13 protein-coding genes are annotated in these 16,384 nt (G+C 39.0%); 7 read left to right on the top strand and 6 right to left on the bottom strand.

The features are described from left to right. Positions 1-196 precede the first annotated feature (196 nt). From J4Q03_RS18445 to J4Q03_RS18430, 4 genes are all read right to left on the bottom strand, one after another. Positions 197-2,056 (bottom strand): CocE/NonD family hydrolase, encoded by a 1,860-nt coding sequence (locus tag J4Q03_RS18445; protein ID WP_426049588.1) that lies wholly within the window; start codon positions 2,054-2,056, stop codon positions 197-199. A gap of 187 nt (positions 2,057-2,243) precedes the next feature. Continuing rightward, the gene (locus J4Q03_RS18440) at positions 2,244-5,009 is read right to left on the bottom strand and encodes an outer membrane beta-barrel protein (protein ID WP_426049587.1); all 2,766 of its coding nucleotides are present in this window, start codon (positions 5,007-5,009) and stop codon (positions 2,244-2,246) included. 98 nt (positions 5,010-5,107) lie between these two features. Further along, positions 5,108-5,527, bottom strand: coding sequence for an SH3 domain-containing protein (locus J4Q03_RS18435; RefSeq protein ID WP_426049586.1), 420 nt, complete (start codon positions 5,525-5,527; stop codon positions 5,108-5,110). Between the two features lie 7 nt (positions 5,528-5,534). Beyond that, positions 5,535-6,023, bottom strand: coding sequence for a BON domain-containing protein (locus J4Q03_RS18430; protein WP_426049585.1), 489 nt, complete (start codon positions 6,021-6,023; stop codon positions 5,535-5,537). A gap of 222 nt (positions 6,024-6,245) precedes the next feature. Here J4Q03_RS18430 and J4Q03_RS18425 point away from each other — a divergent pair, with 222 nt between their 5' ends. Genes J4Q03_RS18425 through J4Q03_RS18415 form a run of 3 tightly spaced genes read left to right on the top strand, consistent with a single transcriptional unit; the run spans position 6,246 to position 8,783 of the window. Beyond that, on the top strand, positions 6,246-7,496 hold the full coding sequence (locus tag J4Q03_RS18425; protein ID WP_426049584.1) for a dicarboxylate/amino acid:cation symporter: 1,251 nt from the start codon (positions 6,246-6,248) through the stop codon (positions 7,494-7,496). A 6-nt stretch (positions 7,497-7,502) separates the two neighbouring features. After that, the gene (locus J4Q03_RS18420) at positions 7,503-8,225 is read left to right on the top strand and encodes a phytanoyl-CoA dioxygenase family protein (RefSeq protein ID WP_426049583.1); all 723 of its coding nucleotides are present in this window, start codon (positions 7,503-7,505) and stop codon (positions 8,223-8,225) included. Between the two features lie 12 nt (positions 8,226-8,237). Continuing rightward, on the top strand, positions 8,238-8,783 hold the full coding sequence (locus tag J4Q03_RS18415; protein WP_426049582.1) for a hypothetical protein: 546 nt from the start codon (positions 8,238-8,240) through the stop codon (positions 8,781-8,783). A 149-nt stretch (positions 8,784-8,932) separates the two neighbouring features. Here the strand turns inward: J4Q03_RS18415 and J4Q03_RS18410 are convergent, their stop codons facing one another. Together J4Q03_RS18410 and J4Q03_RS18405 are read right to left on the bottom strand one after the other, a co-directional pair. Continuing rightward, positions 8,933-11,734, bottom strand: a complete 2,802-nt coding sequence (locus tag J4Q03_RS18410; RefSeq protein WP_426049581.1) for a GH92 family glycosyl hydrolase — start codon at positions 11,732-11,734, stop codon at positions 8,933-8,935. Positions 11,735-11,953: 219 nt separating this feature from the next. After that, positions 11,954-12,409 carry a hypothetical protein gene (locus tag J4Q03_RS18405; RefSeq protein WP_426049580.1) on the bottom strand — a complete coding sequence of 152 codons (456 nt, stop codon included), beginning with the start codon at positions 12,407-12,409 and terminating at the stop codon, positions 11,954-11,956. A gap of 157 nt (positions 12,410-12,566) precedes the next feature. Here J4Q03_RS18405 and J4Q03_RS18400 point away from each other — a divergent pair, with 157 nt between their 5' ends. The 4 genes from J4Q03_RS18400 to J4Q03_RS18385 all read left to right on the top strand — a co-directional run bounded on the left by J4Q03_RS18400 (position 12,567) and on the right by J4Q03_RS18385 (position 16,335). After that, positions 12,567-13,676 carry an Mrp/NBP35 family ATP-binding protein gene (locus tag J4Q03_RS18400; protein WP_426049579.1) on the top strand — a complete coding sequence of 370 codons (1,110 nt, stop codon included), beginning with the start codon at positions 12,567-12,569 and terminating at the stop codon, positions 13,674-13,676. Positions 13,677-13,721: 45 nt separating this feature from the next. Then, positions 13,722-13,970, top strand: coding sequence for a NifU family protein (locus tag J4Q03_RS18395; RefSeq protein WP_051890476.1), 249 nt, complete (start codon positions 13,722-13,724; stop codon positions 13,968-13,970). Between the two features lie 201 nt (positions 13,971-14,171). Next, entirely contained in the window at positions 14,172-14,738 is a 567-nt protein-coding gene (locus tag J4Q03_RS18390; RefSeq protein ID WP_426049578.1) for an NfeD family protein, read from the top strand. A 28-nt stretch (positions 14,739-14,766) separates the two neighbouring features. Beyond that, entirely contained in the window at positions 14,767-16,335 is a 1,569-nt protein-coding gene (locus tag J4Q03_RS18385; protein ID WP_426049577.1) for a flotillin family protein, read from the top strand. Positions 16,336-16,384: the final 49 nt, after the last annotated feature.

The raw sequence follows: 16,384 nt of genomic DNA, 5'->3' as shown, positions 1-16,384 counted from the left end.
ATTTATGTTAAGAATGGCATTTTTTCGTTTATGACGGGATAGTACAACTGGTGGCTGAGGTACTCGAAGCCACCTGTTCTATATATAAAAAAACCGGTCGCTGAGGTTTCCCAAGCGGCCGGTTTTTATGTTTTATAAACTAATATTTGTACTGTCACTGGTGGCTGAGGTTCTCGAAGCCACGCTACTTTCTTTTTTATTTCAATACTTCAGCTTCAATAGAACTGTCATTGTATACTTTGATAAAAGCTTTCGTATAATCTTCTTTGGTTGCAAAATTTGGATTCTCCATAAATTTCTGAGGATTTACGGCAAAAAGCGGCCACCATGTGCTGCTGATCTGAATCTGGATCCTGTGACCTTTCTTAAAAGTATGCATCACATCCTGCAGTCTGAAATTCACCGCAGTTTTTTGGTTGGGTACTAATGCTTCTCCCTTCTCTCTTGAATTTCTGAATCTGGCAGGCATAATCTCGCTTCTTACCATTTGATGATAGTTGGGATAGATCACACCGTCTTTCTTTTCTGCCGGTTTAAAATCTTCAGGGTAAACATCAATCAGCTTTACTGCAAAATCTGCATCTGTAGAAGAAGAAGCAATATTCAGTTTAGCCATGATTTCTCCTGCAAAACTGATGTCTTCTGTTAAAACATCCGTTGTAAACGTCAGAACGTCTGGTCTGCCAACGGCAAATCTCTGGTCTTCTGACATATAATTCTTAGGGGTAAAACCATTAAAATCTTTCAGATTGTCAGAGCTTAAAACCGGATTGTTCGGATCGCTGTAGTACTCTGAAAAGCCTTGTCCTGCTGTTTTTTTCAATGTTCCGTCAGATAAGTAGAAATTGACCTTCTGAGCATTTTTTGGAGGATAAGCTGCAAATTCTCTCCATTCTTTAGATCCTGTATCATACATCAGAGCTTCCGGCAGCCCGGCATCTTCTTTCGTGTTTCCTTTTAAATAATGATTGAAAAATTTAGTTTCAATATTCTTTTGGTAATACGTTGCAATGCTGTCACCGAAATAAATCTGGTTGTGGAAATGTTTTCCCTGCTCCTGTGCCCATGCTCCGTGGGAGAAAGGACCCATTACAATCGTGTTTTTAGCTTTCGGGCTTGTTTTTTCTATGGTTTTGTAAATATTCAGCGGTCCTGAAAGATCTTCTGCATCAAACCAGCCTCCAACAGTCATTACGGCATGGTTTACATTCTTTAGATGGGGAAGAAGATTTCTTTTCTGCCAGTATTCATCATAATTAGGATGATTCATGATCTCCGTCATGAAGAAATTGTTTTTATAATGTTTTTCATAGCCGTCCTTTAAAGTTCCCATATCCCTGTAAAACTTAAGACCGTCTTCCGAAGTCTGCTTTACGAAAGTATCCATATACCATGCTTTATTTTCAGGCTTTGTTTTCTGAATCCCAAAAACAGGGAAGGTTCTGAAATAGCCCAGCATAAATCTGCCGTTGTGAAGAAAATCATCATTCCAGAAATCCGAAATGGGGGCCTGAGGTGACGAAGCTGCCAAAGCCGGGTGTTGTGCCAATATTCCTGCCGCAGTATAAAATCCCGGGTACGAAGTTCCGTACTGGCCGGCTTTTCCGTTATTGTCCTTGATGTTTTTCAAAAGCCATTCTATCGTGTCATATGTATCTGTACTTTCGTCCACATCTTTTTTTGTTTTGCGGTCCACCTGAGGGGTCATATTGGTAAAAGTACCTTCACTCATATATCTTCCGCGCACATCCTGGAATACAAAAATATACTTATCCTTCATCAGGAACTGGTTAGGCCCCAGCTTGGTTTTGTATTCATTTTCACCGTAAGGAGCAATGCTGTAGCAGGTTCTCTGCATCAGGAAAGGATATTTGTTCTTATTTGAAATATCTTTCGGAACATATACGGCTGTAAAAAGTTTTACGCCGTCACGCATCGGAATATAGAATTCCTTTTTGGTGAAATTATCTTTTACGAAAGTATCCTTCTCATCTTTGCTCTGTGCCATTCCAAGGATAAAAAAGAAAATAAATAAAATTGAAATATGGATCTTCATAAATAAAATTTACCGCTAATTTAGAAATAAAATGGCTTCAATATACCTATAGCTATAATCTTTCACTGGAAAATACAGAAGAATACGAAATAAGCGCTTCGTTTTCAATTTAAAATCTGCAGGAGATTTAAACTCGCAGCTTACAGATTGAGCAGAGGCTCTAAAGTAAGATAAGAACTGTTCCTAATTACTGCATTTTCTTTCCTGCAAATTTGTTAAGCTTCATACTGATGGAAAACATGATATAACGCTTCAGGATAAGGTCCTCACGGTCTTCAAAATAGGCATTGGAAATAGTTCTTCTTACACTTTGGTTTTGGTTCAGCACATCATAAATCTTCATTTTTGCGGTAAACTGTTTATTAAAGAATGAATATCCTAAACTCGTATTCCAGAAATAAAAGTCTTTTTTAAAACCAGGGGCAATATTAGAATTCGTGTTGTATTCAAAATCATTTCCGAAAACCAGTCTGCTTTTGAAAAGATAATTGGTGAGTTCCAGCTTCAGGGCCTGGCTTGCCGTGTTTACATTATCGATGCTGTAATTCGTATATTTTGAAAAATTATAGCCCAGTCTGTACGATGGTTTTATAGTGAATTTATCCTTAAGCTCATACGTAAGATTGATCCCCGGATTCAGACTGTACGAATCACTGGTAAAAAGCTGCCCGTTGATATATCCTTTGTTGTAATTGTACTGCATATTGAATTTTGGATTCACAGATACCTTGCTGGTCTTCCACTTAAAACTTTTGCTGAAACCTCCTCCGGCATTGAAGCTCTTGTTTCCGCTTATGTTGTCATACGTAACCAGCTGTTTTCCTGAACTGTCATATTTTGAGTAATTCACAATATCGTTATCCCTGTAGGTAAATCCGATGTTTACATAATAACTCATGTTTTTCACCATATTGTAATTATTAAAATACAGATAAGTATTGTTGGTCCATGTATTTTTAAGGTCCGGATTTCCGGTGGATGTGATCAGAGGATTGGAGGTATCCTCATAAGGAGTCAGCTGCTCTGCTCCGGGAATGCTAAAATCTGCGTAGTTAAAAAGACTTAACCTTTTATTTTCAGAAATTTCATACTGTACATTCAGATTATATCCCGGAAGCGCAAAATTTTTCTGAAGGCCGTAGTTCTGTCCATTAAAAACGGAATTGACTTTCATATCCGAAATATCAAGATTTAAAGACGCCCAGATATTGACTTTCTTTTTGTTAAGACTAAATGTAAGCTCAGGGGTGATCTTGTTGACCTTCTGCCTCATGCTGTTGGATAAAGCTGAATTGTATTCCGAATATTGCCCGGTTGCTATATCAAAATCGTTAACATCCCGGAGATCCCTTAAAATATTTGAGTTGTAATTCACCTCAAAGCTGACAGATGCAGAATCAGAAAGCGGCTCCGTATATCCGGCTCCGAAAGTATATGTATTATTCTGATTTTTGCTTTTGGCAAGTTGATTTCTGATGTCACTCGGATCATTACTCTGGTAAAATACCGTTTGGGACCGGTTAAGATTATCCCTGTTGGACTCAGAAATGGTTCCGGTCATTTTTGCATTCATGGAACGGCCTTTTTTTCTGAATTTTTTTGAAAAATATACAGACGGGTTGAATGAATTGCTTTCCGAATCACTACTGGTGTACGAATCGTTTTCGTTCAGGAGAGCGTTATCCCTTAATGTTGTTGATTTCGAATTATTGAAACTGAAACTTTTAGAATGGCTAAATCTTGGTGAAATATAAACACTGGACAGAGAATCCAGGCGGATTTTTACCGATGTGTCAAAACTGTACTGCTTGTTTTCGCTTTCTCCGTTGGTCTCAGAATTTGTTTTTAATGTATATTCCGGCAGCAGTGTCGTTCTGGAAACCTTGGATTTTGTTTCCATGTCAGAATCTGAATGCATTAAGCTGAAGGAATCAAGATCCGCATCTTTTCCCAATTTATCGCTGTAGTTGAAGCCAATGGTGGTCGATTTTTGAATTCCTTTACCCGTACCTCCGCCCTGGCTGTAATATGTAGTATTTCCCACCGTGGAAACAGAGCCGCCCTGCATCATCCAGGAATTACGGCCGTTGCCCATACTGTCGAAAACCTCATCATTGGAAAACCCCTGTGAATTGATATTATTGGAAGAGGCAAGGAGACTTATTTTGGTGTCCTTTTTAAAATAGCTCAACAGTCCGCTGCCTTCATAGCGTTTATCTGAACCATATCCCAGGGTAAGCCTGGAGATCAGTCCTTTATTCTTCTTTTCATCAATATTGAAATTGATGGTGGTATTATTGGATTTCGCAGTTTTTCCGCTCATTTCTTCCTCCTTCGTCTTAGTGGTGGTAAACTGGATATTTTTAATGAGATCAGCCGGAAGGTTCTGCAGGGCAATTTTTCCGTCTTTATCAAAGAAAGGTTTTCCGTTGATCATGATCTGGTCCACCTCCTTTCCGTTCACCGTAATTTTGCCTTCATTGCTGATTTCTACACCGGGAATCTGTTTCAAAAGTTCCTCAATTTTACTGTCAGGGCGTACTTTAATAGAAGAAGCATTAAACTCTATGGTGTCTTTCTTGATTTTTACCGGAGAAACCGTGATTTTTACTTCATCAATGCTGTTGATCTTGCTTTTTTCCAGTACAATATCTCCCAGAGAAAGAGATTGGCTGATCTTATCCAGCCTTTTAGAATAGGACTGCAATTTTTCAGCATCTATTTTTAAAAAAGAAGGCTCATTCAGATGGTCTGTTTTCAGAGAGAACTTTCCTTCTTTATTGGTCGGCGTATAATTAATGATGGATGAATCTTTTTCTTTCAGAAGATAAACAGTGGCATTTTCTACAGGCTTTTTGTCCGGGTCCGATACTTTTCCGTCGATATGCAGATTCTGGGCATACAGGATTAAAACCGTAAATGCCAGCATCAGCATCGATAATACTTTCTTCATTAAATATCTGTTTTTTTATGAAGCGTAAAAGTATAAAAAAACATCCCCAAATGGAGATGTTTCGTAAATATTTATCAGAAGATTAACTACTTGAAAAATTAAGCTCTTAAATATCTTGAGTAAGCATAACCTTCCTGACCATCGTCAGTTTTTACTTTCCACCAGTCATCAGAAGTCTGCTCAATTAAAGTTACTGATGAACCTTTTGCAGCTTTTCCTACTACAGCAGCTTCAGTAGAAGGCTCCTGTCTGATGTTAAGATTAGAATCTTCTGTAGCTACTGTTAAAGAAGCTCCTGAAGTTAGTCCTGCTACCTGTACATCAATATTGATATCTGAAGCTGAATAGGTAGAATCAATAGTTCCTAAAGCATTCCATACTGCATCTTTTGCTGCTGTACTGGAAGCATTTCCAGTAACATAAAGAATACCATCCTGCTCCTGAACCTGAAGGTTAGAAATTCCTGCAGACTGAGCTGCTGAAACTACGCTTGAATATTTATCTTGTAATGTGCTCATTTTAAAATTATTTTACCACTAGGTTATTGTTATACTTTCCGATTTTCAAAGCATCTACAGATTCTTTGATTTTTCTCGCCTGAAGGGCTGAAACATTTCCTGTAAGGGTAAGTTGTCCGTTTACAACCTCTACTTTTACAGAAGGGAAATCTTTAACAGCATCCTGAACTTTTTTCTGAACTGCAGGATCTACAGCAGATGTTGTTTCCACTGGTGCAGCAGTAACCGGAGCAGCTACAGTAGACATATCCATCACTTCTTTTACTCCTGTGATGGCTTTTAATTTTGCGATCATAGCATCCTTGGATTGCTGATCTTCGAAAGTTCCGCTTAAATGAGCTACTCCTTCTTTTACTTCTACAGAAGCATTGGGATTAGAAGTTACCACAGTTGTAGCCTGAGTCTGAAGATCGGCGTCAGAAATTTTCTTTTTGCAAGACACCGCTCCAAAAGATATAGCTACAGCTAATGCAGCCATTGCGATAGTTTTTTTCATAGTTGTATATTTATTAATGTTGTTAATACAATCAAATGTAATAATAAAATTTGTACCAAAATAATAAAAGCTTAATAAATGTTTCTTAATTTTTTTACAATATTTTCGAAATCAGCGTTTTAATTTTAATGTATTATAAACTTAACTTAATCTTAACCAAATTCAGGCAAAATCTTGTACCAATTGAAAAACTATTATATTTGCGGGAATTGAACTATATATATGAAAGGACAAAATAAACTTTTTATTGCCATTATCGTTGCGCTTATCCTTGGTGTAGGAGTCGGAGGACTGGTACATTTACAGTATCCTGAAAGTGCGGAACCGTTTTCCAAAAACATCAAACTGTTGGGAACCGTTTTTATCAGGCTTGTACAGATGATCATTGCACCGCTGGTTTTTACCACGCTCGTCGTTGGAATTGCCAAAATGAGCGATATCAAAATGATTGGAAGAGTAGGAACGAAAGCAATGCTGTGGTTTATCAGCGCTTCATTGGTTTCTCTTTTTATAGGTCTGGTATTGGTCAACTGGCTGGAGCCGGGGCATGTAACCAAACTGCCTATCCAGGATGCAGCTGCTGCAGAAGATCTTTTAAAAAGCAGTAAAGGCTTTTCCCTGGAAGACTTCGTAAAACATATGATTCCTAAAAGTTTATTTGAAGCTTTTGCTACCAATGAGGTGCTTCAGATTGTTGTTTTTTCCATTATGTTTGGGGTAGCCCTTGCTAATCTAGGAGAAGAATATTCAAAGCCGGTAGTTAAACTTTTCGATATTATTGCCCATGCTATCCTTAAAATGGTAGGTTATATCATGTGGTTTGCGCCACTTGGGGTTTTGGGAGCTATTGCTGCCGTAGTGGCCATGAACGGGTTTGAAATATTTAAAGTCTATGCAATTTATCTGAGAGACTTTTTCTTTGCATTGGGTGTACTTTGGCTTGTCCTTCTGTTGGTAGGCTACCTGATCTTAGGAAACCGTCTTTTTGAATTGCTTAAAAGAATAAAAGCCCCGTTACTTATCGCTTTTTCCACAACGAGTTCAGAAGCTGTATTTCCGAAGCTGGTGGAAGAGCTTGAGAAATTCGGATGCAATAACAGGGTAGTATCTTTCATTCTGCCTTTAGGATATTCATTCAACCTTGACGGCAGTATGATGTATATGACGTTTGCCTCTATCTTTATAGCCCAGATCTATGGTATTGAAATGGAATTGGGCCAGCAGATCACCATGCTTTTAGTGCTGATGCTTACCTCAAAAGGAATTGCCGGAGTTCCGAGAGCTTCTCTGGTGATTATCGTGGCCACATGTTCCATGTTCGGAATTCCGCCGGAAGGTATCGCTCTGATCCTGCCGATCGACCATTTCTGTGATATGGGAAGAAGTATGACGAATGTATTAGGAAATGCATTGGCCACTTCCGCTGTTTCCAAATGGGAAGGACAGCTTGAAAATACACCTCAGGAAGTTTAATCGCACATGACAAAACAATATATAGAGAATCACAAACAATATTTCTTTGAAAAAGGCCTTACCGTAATCAATTCGGTCTTTTCTGATGATGAGATTGAAAAGATAGCAAAGAGTATCCGAAATGCTGATAACTCAAGAGAGAATTTCAGAAAATCTGATGACCTTTTTGCCGTAAGACAGTTCCTGAAAGAAGTTCCGGAAGTTAAAGATCTGATATTTAACGATACCATTAGGACCATTGTAAAAGAACTCTTCGGAGAAAAATATTTTGCCGTAAAAAGTATTTATTTTGACAAACCGGAAACTTCAAACTGGTATGTGGCCTATCATCAGGATCTGACGATTTCGGTGGATAAAAAACTGGAAATACAGGGCTTCGGGCCGTGGACTGCCAAGAATAATCAGTTTGCTGTGCAGCCGCCTCTGCCGTTTCTTGAGAATATATGTACCATCAGGATTCACCTGGATGATACGGATGAATACAACGGAGCGTTGAAAGTCGTTCCGGGATCTCACACCAAAGGAATCTACAGACCGGAAACCATAGACTGGACTAAGGAAACAGAAAAATTCTATGATGTACAGAAGGGTGGTATCATGATTATGAAACCCCTTACGCTTCACGGTTCCAACAGAACTACTGATGGCAGGAGAAGAAGAGTGATCCATATAGAATTTTCTGATATGGAACTGCCTGAGGGCCTAAAATGGTCTGAAAGATTGAATTAAATCAGCAATAAAATGGTATCAGACGAAAATCAATTTCCGGCCATTGACTCAAAAACTTCTAAAGGCTGGACTTTGGCTATTAAAGTTTTTTTTTCAATATTCGCCGTATTGACACCGCTGATGATGATTTTGATGGCATGGCTTACCCTGGCTTCAAAAATTAAATTTGAAATAAAATTTTTAATTGCTGTATTAGCGATATTCGTTATTGGATTATTTGTATGGCTTTTGAGGGTGCAAATAAGAAAAAAAACAGCCACGAAAATAATCCGGGCAACGGTTGACAAAACAGGGATTCATTATTATAGCAATAAGAGATTAGTAAAATCAGTACAGTATAATCAACTGATGCCGAATCCTGAAAACGGGAAATATGATGTTTTTATCCCTCTTGACCAGACCGATACCATTATGGATTTGTGCTTTTATGTATTCGATGATGTGGTAGAGAAAGTAGTAATGAAAGCATTCTTTATAGAAGGAGATGTTGTAATTACTAATGGGAATTCACTAAAAAAGCATTTCATAAAGGAATTATTATGTTCAGACCCGACTTGAAAATTGCACCGGGTGTTCTGGATTTGTATAATCTGAAGAGAGACTTATAGACTAAAAATAATGCACTTCAAATACGAAGTGCATTATTTTTGTTTAGCAAGATTAGACTTAATAAAATTGTTAGACTTCTGTCTTCCGGTTTATTGTTATTATTTCACAGAAATCTCATCAATGAAAATATAAGCCTCACCGCCGGCTCCCTGATGCCATTCCGGAAGTTTTCCGAAGTAAGACGCTTTTACTTTGATGTATCGGGCTTCTGTAGGAAGAATCTCAGTATTAAAATCTTTGATCTGTACTTTTTCATCTTTAGCATCAATGGAATTGTCTATGCTTTTCAGCAGGATGAAGTCTTTCCCGTTCATGGAAGCATAATATTCTACTTTTTTAGGCATCAGAATCCATGCTCTGCTGTCCTGAAGATAAGTGGATGACAATTTAGTAATTTGTTGTGGAGATTTTAAGTCAATCACTGCTTCAAAATCCTGCCCCTGGTAGCCGTGCCATTCTCCTTTTCTCCAGTTCACATCACCGTTGATGCCGTCAATAAGAGCCAGTTTTCCATTGGCTGTATATTGTGGATTAACTTTTGAATTGATGGTAATATCCCAATAATTAGGTCTTCTGTTGAAATTGGCTACTGTAACAGAGCTTTTTTCACCATTTCTTTCCGAATAGGCGAGAACCTGAGTGGTTTTGCTGATGGTAAAAGGCCCTTTATAGGCTGTAAAGGTCTTTCTTACGTTAGCATCGCTTTCGCTTAAAGTCATATAATATACTTTATCAGCAGGGCTCAGTGGTGTGATCTGTACTTTTGCAGAGAAATCGAAGATCCTGTCGGAGGCAATAACCGGTGCCGGAGTCAGCTGTGTATATTTAAAATCTTTTGATGGCTTGCTGTTTTCAAAACCTAATTTTTGAAGCTCGGATCTGCTGGTGTTCTTGGTGATCACTTTTGTACTGCCGTCTTCCAGATGAATTTTAACCTCATCGAAATAAGGCGTGGTTGTCTGCCATTCGGGTAATCCCGGTGTTACAGAATAAATTCCCAGTGAGCTTAAGATATACCAGGCACTCATCTGACCACAGTCCTCATTTCCGATAAGACCGTCCGGACTGTTTTTATAAAAATGATCAAGGATATATTTGATCTTGGCATCTGTTTTTTCCGGTTTTCCTACATAGTTGTATAAATAGGCAATATGGTGGCTCGGTTCATTTCCCTGAGCATACTGACTCATCAGTCCTGTGATGTCTGCCTGCTCTCTTCCCGTTGTTTTTTCCGGTGCAGCGAAAATAGCATCAATGAACTGTTCAAATTTCTCCTTTCCGCCATGAGCTGCGATCAGTCCCGGAATATCCTGCTGCACAGAGTAGGAATAATGCCAGGAATTTCCTTCTGTATAATTATTGTTGACTTCCGCCGGATCAAAAGGTTCATACCAGTTTCCGTTCTTTCTGGGTTGCATAAATCCGTTGTTTGGATTGTAAAGATTTTTCCAGTTCTGGGATCGCTTCATGAAATACTGATAATCTTCTTTTTTGCCTAAAATTTTAGCCATCTGAGCAATACACCAGTCATCGTAGGCATATTCCACCGTCTTAGAAACACTTTCATGCTCATCGTCGATGCTGATGTAGCTGTTCTGTTTATAAGCATTTAAGCCAAAAATATCCAGCATGGCAGAATTTTTAGACGCTTCGAATGCTTTTTCATAATCAAAACCCTGGATATCTTTAGCCATTGCATCTGCAATTACAGACACAGAATGATACCCGATCATGCATTCCGTTTCATTGGAAGCCAGTTCCCAGACCGGAAGCTTTCCGCCCTGTTCATACTGTTTGATAAAAGTATTGATGAAATCTGCCGTTCTTTTTCTGTCGATAAGGGTCATCAGTGGATGAGCAGCCCTGAAAGTATCCCAAAGAGAGAATACAGAATAATAATCAAAGCCTGTTGCTGTATAAAGCTTATGGTCCCTGCCTCTGTATCTTCCGTCTACATCCATACTGATGTTCGGCTGGGTAAAGACATGGTATAGGGCAGTGTAAAAAACAGAAAGTTTATCCTTATCATCAGATTTCACTTCAATCTTTGTCAGTTCCTTGTTCCAATCGGCTTCGGCCTGTTTTCTTACCGTTTCAAAATCATTGGATTTTCCTTCTGCCAGCATATTTTTTTCCGTTCCTTCATAACCTGTCGGAGAAATGGCAACTTTTACACTGATCTTTTCTCCTTTTTTAACATCTGCTGAAAATGCCAGAGCCAGTTTTGTTCCTGTAAACAGTTTATCTTCCTGTTTTCCATTCACCTCTTTCTTGGAGATTTTCATGGGTTTTGAAAATTCAATTCTCGCGTAGATATACTGATTGGCTGCCCAGGCTTCACTTCTTCTGAAAACTTCAATGGTTTTATCATCAATAACCTTTACTTCACCTTCCAGCAGTTTATCTCTATGGTTGAGGTCCAGAATAATATTAGCCTTACCGGAATTATTAAAAGTATATTCATGGTAGCCGACCCTTTTGGTAGTGGTCAGGCGGACATCAATATTATTTTTATCTAATTTGACTGAATAAAATCCTGCAGAAGCCTTTTCATTTTTATGCGAAAACCGAGAAGAATAATCTTTGTAATTCAGGGTTGAATTTCCCATCGTCGGCATCAGCATGATATCCCCGTAATCCGAAACCCCTGTTCCGTTGAGATGTGTATGCGAAAAACCATAGATCACAGAATCTGAATAATGGTAACCGCTGCATCCGTCCCAGCTCCCGTCTATCCTTGTATCCGGTGAAAGCTGAACCATTCCGAAGGGAACAACAGCTCCGGGGAAAGTGTGACCGTGGCCTCCGGTTCCTATAAAAGGATTTACATATTGGGAATAATTCTGGGAATATATAATCTGGGCAATACATAGCGAGAAAACTGCCAGTCTTTTTTTCATATTATAATTTTATACAACGAATATATTAAAAAACAATAGACCGGAATGTAATAAAACAAGACCGGAATTCTGAGAAAGCAGGCAATTAAATAAAACCTGTTTAGGTAGATATTTCTGCTGGGATTTAGGTTTTGGCTAAAGCCCGGTCCTGTTGAATTTATATAGATTGTTCGATCAGTCTTTTTAATTTCTTAAATTTTCAATCCTTCAATCTTAAACCTATACTTTTCCTTCAAAAAAATCATCTAAATAATTTTGCTGATCAACTTCAGTTCGGCCTGTTCCCAGGAATTTTTTCCAGGCTCCGGATTCATGGTATACAATGCCCATTTCCCAGACGCAGTACGTGGGAAGATGAATTGTGTTCCTGTCCCAGACTTCAAATTTTCCCGATCCGTTATAATAAACACTTTCCCATAATTCGTTTTCACTTCTCCAGGTGCAGACCAATAACAGATAATGTTCATCGCACCTGTGCATAATGACAAAGCCCAGGTCATCTTTATTCTGAAAGTTTTCCTCAGCATTTTCGATGCAGGTTTTCGCATTGATGATATCCTGAGCAGAAACGACAGATGGATCTTCGGCAAGATCATACCATTTGAATCTGGTTTTTCCCGTCACAAAAATACCTTTGGGAGATGCATATTTAGAAGGATAGCTGTTGGTATTCATAGATCATTTGTATGGTGATAAAATTATATGGTAAGAATGAGGATAATAAATATAACGGTAGAATTTTTGTAATCTTATTTATCATATCAGGTTATAGATTTTATTGATTCTAAATTGTCGAAAAAATCCGTAAATTTGTGAACAATTTATATTTAGTATGTTGACGAAAGAAAAGGTTCAAGATTTCCTTAAAGAGATAGAAGTAGATGATTTGGTGAATAATTTTCAAATCATGGGTAATGATGTTTATATTGACATGACAGCCCATTCACCGGCAATGCACGAAAAGAAAAAGCTGGAGGCAGCCATGAAGCAGGCTTTTGCCAGTGAGTTTGGAGAAGATATTAATCTGAAATTGAAAATTGTTTCTCCTGAACCCAGCGAGATTCAGCAGAGCCAGATTAAAGGTAAGCAGATTGCCGGAATTCAAAATATTATAGCGATTGCTTCCGGAAAAGGAGGGGTAGGAAAATCTACGGTTGCTGCAAATATGGCAGTTACTCTGGCTAAAATGGGTTTCAAAGTAGGATTGCTGGATGCCGATATCTATGGGCCGTCTGTTCCTACGATGTTCGATACAGAGGGTGAAAAGCCGATCTCTGTAGAAGTGAACGGGAAAAGTATGATGAAGCCCGTAGAAAATTACGGGGTGAAGATGCTGTCTATAGGATATTTTTCAGGAGCCAATCAGGCTGTAGTCTGGAGAGGGCCTATGGCTTCCAAAGCTTTGAACCAGATGATACGGGATGCAGCATGGGGTGAACTTGACTTTTTACTAATCGATCTTCCTCCGGGAACGGGAGATATTCACTTATCTATCATCCAGGAAGTACCTGTAACCGGTGCCGTGATCGTGAGTACTCCTCAGCATGTAGCATTGGCAGATGTAAGAAAGGGGATTGCAATGTTCCAGATGGAAAGTATTAACATTCCGGTTCTTGGATTAATCGAAAATATGGCGTATTTTACGCCGGCAGAACTTCCTGATAACAAGTATTACATCTTTGGACAGCAGGGAGCTCAGTATCTTGCTGAAGATCTGGGGATTCCGGTATTGGGAGAGATTCCATTGATCCAAAGTATCAGAGAAGCAGGAGATGTCGGAAGACCGGCAGCGCTTCAGGAAGGGTCTAAAATTGCAGAGATCTATACAGAAACGGCAAGAAATATGGTAGAAAGTCTTGTAGAAAGAAATAAAAATCTTCCGCCTACGGAAGCTGTAAAAATTTCGACAATGGCAGGATGCTCGCCGAAAGCTAAAAAATAATTATTTTCAATTAAGTTTGAAAAAGCCGAATTGAACTAAAGAAATATGGAAACAAATATAACACACGAAGATACAGTAACGAGAGTAATGGAAGCTTTGGAAAGCATCAGACCGTTCCTGAATAAGGATGGAGGTGATATCGAGCTTATTGACGTGAAGGATAACCAGGTTTTTGTAAAACTTTTGGGTAACTGTTCCGGGTGTTCGCTGAATTTTTCAACCCTGAAACTGGGCGTAGAAAATACCATCAAGCAACATGCCCCGGAGATTCAAAAAGTAATCAATGTAGAGTAAAAAATTACACGAAATATTTTTTAAAGACAGGTTTTTTCAGCCTGTCTTTTTTTGTGTTCGGATTTCTGATAATATCTGTAAAAGTTATGTTTTAAAAGAACATTTTAAAGTCTTAAGATTTACATTTTACAGCGGTCTTTTATACCAATTTTTATTGGCCTTATTGGTTTTTTTTAATTATATTTGTTAAAAACGCATCTTATGTTTGAATTTCTGCAAAACTTAGAACCGCTGCATCAGGGGTTCTGGTATACAGCCATAGCAGCCAGCTTTATTTTTTTAATTCAAACGGTTCTTACTTTTGTTGGAGGCAGCCATGGGGATACAATTCACGCTGATTTTAGCGGAGACAGTCATGCCGACAGCCCTTTTCAGTTATTTTCTTTCAGAAACCTGATCAACTTCCTTTTAGGATTCGGATGGAGTGGGGTAGCGTTTTACGGCTCAATAGAAAGTAAGTCACTGTTGATCCTTGTTGCAGTGCTCGTTGGGGCAGGATTTATATTTCTGTTCTTTATTCTTATCATGCAGATTCTTAAACTTACGGAAGACAATACGTTTAAGATGGAAAACCTGATTGGCAGGGCGGGGGAAGTTTATCTTACCATTCCGGCAGATATGGGCGGCAAAGGCAAGATCACGATTTCTGTAAACGGAACCAGCCACGAACTTCCTGCGATGACGGAAGAAAAAGAGAATATTCCGTCCGGTGATTCTGTGAGGGTGACTTACATCTATGACAAGATCCTTGTCGTTTCAAAAATTTAATTATTATCAACCATTATAAAAACTATTTATGGCAATACCAGGAAGTCTTATTTTAACATTAGTTATCGTACTTGTACTATTCGTAACCTTTTTAGCCCTTATTTCGAGATACAAAAGGTGTCCTTCGGATAAAATTTTGGTTATTTACGGTAAAACGGGAGGCAGTTCTGCAAAATGTATCCACGGAGGTGGTGCATTCGTATGGCCTGTTATCCAGGATTTTGCGTACCTTGACCTGAAACCGATTTCTATTGAGGCCAATCTTACCAATGCGTTATCCAGACAGAATATCCGTGTGGATGTACCATGTAGATTTACGATTGCTATTTCAACAGAGCCGGATTCTATGGGAAATGCGGCGGAAAGATTATTGGGACTGGCCCAGGAACAGATTCAGGAACTTTCCAAAGATATCCTTTTCGGTCAGCTTCGTTTGGTGATTGCCACGATGACCATTGAAGAAATCAACTCAGACAGGGATAAATTCTTAGACAATATTTCTAAAAACGTAGATACAGAATTAAAGAAAATCGGTTTAAAGCTAATCAACGTGAATGTAACGGATATCAGAGATGAGTCCGGCTATATTGAAGCCTTGGGGAAAGAAGCTGCAGCAAAAGCGATTAACGAAGCGATTATCAGTGTGGCCGAGCAGACGAAAATCGGAGAGACCGGAAAAGCTATTGCCGACAGGGAAAAAGATACGCAGATTGCAGAAACACAGAGAGACAGAGATGTAAAAATTGCGATCACGCAAAAAGATAAAGAGATCAGTATTGCAGCCGCCGTAAAAGATGAATCTATCGGTAAGGCAGAAACCGAAAAAGAATCCAGGATTGCCACTTCATTAGCGAATTCCATTGCTGTAAAAGGGGAGAACGAAGCAAAAATTACGATCGCCAACTCTGACGCTGAAAGAAGAGAAAAAGAAGCAGAAGCATTGAGAATTGCCACGGCTGCCGAAAAAGTGCAGGCAGCACGGTCTTTGGAAGAATCTTACCTTGCTGAACAGAAAGCGGAAGCCGCAAGAGCAGAAAGAGAGCGCTCTACACAGCAGGCCAATATTGTAGTTCACGCAGAAATTGCAAAACAGAAAGCCATTATCGATGCGCAGGCCGAAGCAGAAAAAATCCGGCTACAGGCAAAAGGAGAGGCTGATGCTATTTTCGCAAAAATGGAAGCAGAAGCAAAAGGTCTTTACGAGATCCTGACCAAGCAGGCTGAAGGTTACGATAAAATAGTACAGGCTGCGGGAGGCGATACCAACAGTGCCTTCCAGTTGCTGCTCATTGAAAAGCTTCCTGAATTGGTTAAAACCCAAGTGGAAGCTGTCAAGAATATTAAAATCGATAAAATTACGGTTTGGGACAGCGGAAACGGACAGGACGGAAATGGTTCTACCGCTAATTTTGTTTCAGGAATGATGAAAACAGTACCACCTCTGAATGATCTGTTTAATATGGCGGGTCTTAATTTACCCGAATATTTAAAAGGAAAGCCAGATGAGGTTAAAACAGAAATTGTAACCGTTCCTGAAAAGAAAGAGAAAAAGAATTTTGATGATATGAATCCGGAGCCTGAAGCTCCGCAAGCATAATTAAAATATTGGAGTATGCCGGGGGGGGGCGGAAAGCGAAGCTTTCCGC

This window comes from Chryseobacterium sp. NFX27, assembly GCF_049887855.1.
GTDB lineage: Bacteria > Bacteroidota > Bacteroidia > Flavobacteriales > Weeksellaceae > Chryseobacterium.
The sequence above is the reverse complement of the archived record's forward strand: the minus strand, read 5'-3'. Positions and strand labels throughout refer to the sequence as shown.

Coding starts and splice junctions, on each gene's coding strand:
- J4Q03_RS18445 (WP_426049588.1), bottom strand. CDS start 2,056: ATGAAGATCCATATTTCAATTTTATTTATTTTCTTTTTTATCCTTGGA.
- J4Q03_RS18440 (WP_426049587.1), bottom strand. CDS start 5,009: ATGAAGAAAGTATTATCGATGCTGATGCTGGCATTTACGGTTTTAATC.
- J4Q03_RS18435 (WP_426049586.1), bottom strand. CDS start 5,527: ATGAGCACATTACAAGATAAATATTCAAGCGTAGTTTCAGCAGCTCAG.
- J4Q03_RS18430 (WP_426049585.1), bottom strand. CDS start 6,023: ATGAAAAAAACTATCGCAATGGCTGCATTAGCTGTAGCTATATCTTTT.
- J4Q03_RS18425 (WP_426049584.1), top strand. CDS start 6,246: ATGAAAGGACAAAATAAACTTTTTATTGCCATTATCGTTGCGCTTATC.
- J4Q03_RS18420 (WP_426049583.1), top strand. CDS start 7,503: ATGACAAAACAATATATAGAGAATCACAAACAATATTTCTTTGAAAAA.
- J4Q03_RS18415 (WP_426049582.1), top strand. CDS start 8,238: ATGGTATCAGACGAAAATCAATTTCCGGCCATTGACTCAAAAACTTCT.
- J4Q03_RS18410 (WP_426049581.1), bottom strand. CDS start 11,734: ATGAAAAAAAGACTGGCAGTTTTCTCGCTATGTATTGCCCAGATTATA.
- J4Q03_RS18405 (WP_426049580.1), bottom strand. CDS start 12,409: ATGAATACCAACAGCTATCCTTCTAAATATGCATCTCCCAAAGGTATT.
- J4Q03_RS18400 (WP_426049579.1), top strand. CDS start 12,567: ATGTTGACGAAAGAAAAGGTTCAAGATTTCCTTAAAGAGATAGAAGTA.
- J4Q03_RS18395 (WP_051890476.1), top strand. CDS start 13,722: ATGGAAACAAATATAACACACGAAGATACAGTAACGAGAGTAATGGAA.
- J4Q03_RS18390 (WP_426049578.1), top strand. CDS start 14,172: ATGTTTGAATTTCTGCAAAACTTAGAACCGCTGCATCAGGGGTTCTGG.
- J4Q03_RS18385 (WP_426049577.1), top strand. CDS start 14,767: ATGGCAATACCAGGAAGTCTTATTTTAACATTAGTTATCGTACTTGTA.